General features: G+C 71.8%; 3 protein-coding genes and 1 pseudogene. 2 read left to right on the top strand and 2 right to left on the bottom strand.

Translation table 11 applies throughout. The features are described from left to right. The first annotated feature begins 73 nt into the window (after positions 1–73). Both HMPREF0731_RS20210 and HMPREF0731_RS20205 read left to right on the top strand, forming a co-directional pair. Entirely contained in the window at positions 74–571 is a 498-nt protein-coding gene (locus HMPREF0731_RS20210; protein ID WP_007006079.1) for a copper chaperone PCu(A)C, read from the top strand. Positions 572–579: 8 nt separating this feature from the next. Beyond that, positions 580–1,200, top strand: a complete 621-nt coding sequence (locus HMPREF0731_RS20205; protein WP_007006078.1) for an SCO family protein — start codon at positions 580–582, stop codon at positions 1,198–1,200. Between the two features lie 40 nt (positions 1,201–1,240). Here the strand turns inward: HMPREF0731_RS20205 and HMPREF0731_RS20200 are convergent, their stop codons facing one another. Both HMPREF0731_RS20200 and HMPREF0731_RS20195 read right to left on the bottom strand, forming a co-directional pair. Next, entirely contained in the window at positions 1,241–3,073 is a 1,833-nt protein-coding gene (locus tag HMPREF0731_RS20200; protein ID WP_007006077.1) for a pectate lyase family protein, read from the bottom strand. Between the two features lie 10 nt (positions 3,074–3,083). Next, a pseudogene (locus tag HMPREF0731_RS20195) lies at positions 3,084–3,403 on the bottom strand (phage tail protein); the annotation flags it as partial.

Here is a 3,403-nt window from a genome sequence, read left to right as displayed (position 1 = left end):
CGCTCCGCCCCTCGGCTGAAGCCGGTCCCGCCTGGCGCGGGGCCGTTCCATCCCTTGTCGGAGCAATCCCATTATGCGTCGCACCTTCCTGCGCGCGGTCCTGATGACCGGCGCTGCCTTCGTCTCCCTGCCTTTCCTCGGCGCCCCGCTCGCCGCGCACGACTTCCGTGCCGGCGACCTGGTCATCGACCATCCCTGGACGCGTGCCGTCGGCGCCTCGGCGCCGACCGCCGCCGGCTATATGGTCATCCGCAACACCGGCGCCGCACCGGATCGCCTGGTGGCGGCCGAGACGCCGCGCGCGGCGCGCGTCGAACTGCACGAGATGTCCGTCACCGACGGCATCATGCGCATGCGCCCGATCGCCGGCGGCATCGCGCTGCCCCCGGGCGGGGAGGTGCGGCTCGCCCCCGGCGGCCTGCATCTAATGCTGATCGGGCCGCAGGGCGGCTTCGAACAGGGCGCTCGCGTGCCGGTGACGCTGGTGTTCGAGCGCGCCGGTCGGGTCGCGGTCGAACTGGCTGTCGATGCGCCGGGCGCGCGCGGCACCGGCCCGCACCAGGGCCATTGAGCCGGCCGGTGCTGCGCATCATCCGTTGGGTCGCCTGGGGCGCCGTTGGCGTCCTGGGTGCCCTGTTGCTGGCCACCACCGGCGGGTGGCTGGTCTCCGATGGTCCACTGGCGCCGCCGCGCGTGGCGACCGGGCCGCAGACGCTGGCGATCGGCGGGCCGTTCAGCCTGACCGACCATCGCGGCCGCGCGGTGACGGAGCGCGACTTCCGCGGCCGGCCGATGGCCGTGTTCTTCGGCTTCACCTATTGCCCCGATGTCTGCCCGACCACGCTCACCGAGATGACCGGCTTCATCGAGGCGCTGGGGCCGGACGCGGATCGCATCCAGTGGGTCTTCGTGAGCGTCGATTCGGAGCGCGACACCCCGCAGGCCATGGCCGCCTATCTGGAGGCGTTCGACCGGAGGATCATCGGCCTGACCGGCACCGAGGCGCAGATCGCCGCGGCGGCGAACGGCTTCCGTGTGTTCTACCGTCGCGTCCCGCTGGAGGGCGGCGGATACACGATGGACCATTCGGCGAGCGTCTTCCTGCTGGATGCCGAGGGACGGTTCGCCGGGACCGTGGACTACAAGGAATCCGAGCGCGTTGCGCTGGAGAAGCTGCGGATGCTGGTGGGGCGGCGGTGATCGGCGCATTTGGGGGGAGGCGACGCAGGCCCGTTCGGTTCTACGGTGCCCGCCGCTTCACCACCTGCACTGCCAGTGGCGCCGCGGCGAGGTCCACCGTCGAGGCGCTGACGTTCCTCGCGGTCACGCGCACGCTGTTGTTGCTCCACACATGGCAATCCAGCACGAAGGCGATGCTGCTGGTGTCGAGCGACGCGTCGGCGAAGTCCCCCCGCCGTGCGCCAGGAACGGTGATGTCGACGTTGGCCGTCGCGCCGGGGCCGAGGCTCGGCAGGTCCCAGCTGGTCTCCAGCGCCAGCGTCCGCGTCCCCGCCGGCAGCGAGGGGCAGCCGTAGAGGATTGCTGGCGCGTCCTCCGGCAGGCCGTAGAGTCGCAGCGCCTCGAGCTCGATCTGCCCGTCGAAACCGATGATCCCGATCTGCGCGAAGGCAACGCCCGCCCCGAGCCGCACCGTCTGCCGACGGTTGAGCGAGCTGTCCTGCATGATCGCGCCGGCCTGCCAGCTCTTCGAGGCGGTGTCCCACTGCACGGTGGTGCCGGAGGCCAGCACGTCCTGCGGCTGGTTCTCGCGTACGGTGCCCGCGCCGTCGAAGCAGCGCACGCAGAGCCGTGCGCCATCCGCGCCGCCGACGAGCCAATGCGCCAGCGCGAACTCCTTCGCGTGCGTGGTCTGCACCACGAAGGCGACACCGCGGTTGGCGTTCAGCAGCAGCCCCCGACCGGTCGCGGCGATGCCGTCCAGCCCGTTCCAGGACAGCGCCGCCATGGTGGTCTCGGTCGTGGTGGAGGTCGCGATGATGCAGGCCCCCTCGACGCCGATCTCGGTGTTGCTGTTGCGGAAGGCGGCGGCGCGCAGATTCGGGATGTTCGCCAGCAGCCGGGTCAGCCGCGAGGCCGGCGCGCGGTGGCGGTTGTAGACGGCATTCCCGGCCCGGGTCGCGGTCGCCGTGTAGTCAATGGCGATGGCGTAGGTCTGCGCCCAGGCCACCTCGTACTCGCAGTCGGTGGCCGCCCCGGTGTGCCGCGCCGCGATCGGCGAGCAGGCCTCCATGCGCATCCCCCGCGCGATGATCGCGGTGCCGCTGGTCTCGTTCAGGAAGGGGATGGCGAGGTTCGGGTCGAGCTGGCGGAGCTCGAAGTTCGGCCCGTCGAAGATGTGCCGGTTGTGGTTGTTGTAGGCCCCGGCCTGGCGCGAGAAGCGCACCCCGAAGCGGTCGAGGGTCGGGTTGATCCCGGTCGCGCAGGCGAAGTGCCCGCCGTAGTAGCGGATCGAGGTGTTCCAGGCCGTCGCCGTCGCGCAGTGGGCGTCGAGCCCGTAGCGGTTGTTCAGGATGCGCCCGAGGATCAGCGTGGTGTCCTCGAAGCCGCGGCCGTCGCCCAGCGTCCGCAGCCCGATCGTGAAACCCGAGACCAGGCGAAGGTCGAGGAGCGAGGAGTCGAGGTTGCGCGCCAGGATGCCGATGTCGGCCTCGCTGGCCCAGTCGGACTGGATCTGCCGCGTGACCTGCAGGTTGAGGTAGAGCTTCTCGCCGTTGCGGGTGGTGCCGCCGTCGCCCAGCGTCAGCACCGTCGCCGGGGCGTTGGCTGCGCCGGTGTACTGGATCACGCCCTGCATGATCAGCCCGCGGGCGCCGCCGCCGAGCGTGACGCCGACATCGACGTTCCAGGTGCCGGGCGGGATGACGGCGAACTTCCCGTCCGCCGCGGCGCGGTCGAACGCAGCTTGGATGGCGGCGCGGTCGTTGGCGGCGCCGTCGCCCAAGCCCCCGAAGTCGCGCGGCAGCACCGCCTCGCGGTCGCGGAGGTACTTTGCCAGGTCGGTCTTGGAGATGTTCTGGCCGAGGACCATTAGGTCGTCGATGCGGGCGGCCATGTCGCGGCTCCTACAGCGCGGTGGCGGTGACAGGCCCGGCGAGGGCCGAGACGCTGCCCTCGGCGGAGACGGCGCGGAGCCAGTACCAGCGGGTCTGGCCCGCGGTGAGGCCGGTGCGGTCCCAGGGGAGCGCGGTGGGCTCCGTCGCGAGTTTTTGCGCGGCGGCAAGGCTGTTGGACGAAGCCTCGAACACCTGCAGCCGCACCGCGTCGGTTGGGAAGCCGCCCGAGAGGCGCACGCCGCCGGTGATGCCGAGCGCGGCGGGCGCGGTCACGACGCCGGGGATCGCCGCCTCCCGCCAGCCGGACACGGCCCCGCTGCGGGCCACCG

The sequence above is a fragment of the Pseudoroseomonas cervicalis ATCC 49957 genome, from assembly GCF_000164635.1.
In the GTDB taxonomy this organism is placed as follows: Bacteria; Pseudomonadota; Alphaproteobacteria; order Acetobacterales; family Acetobacteraceae; genus Pseudoroseomonas; species Pseudoroseomonas cervicalis.
The sequence above is the reverse complement of the archived record's forward strand: the minus strand, read 5'-3'. Positions and strand labels throughout refer to the sequence as shown.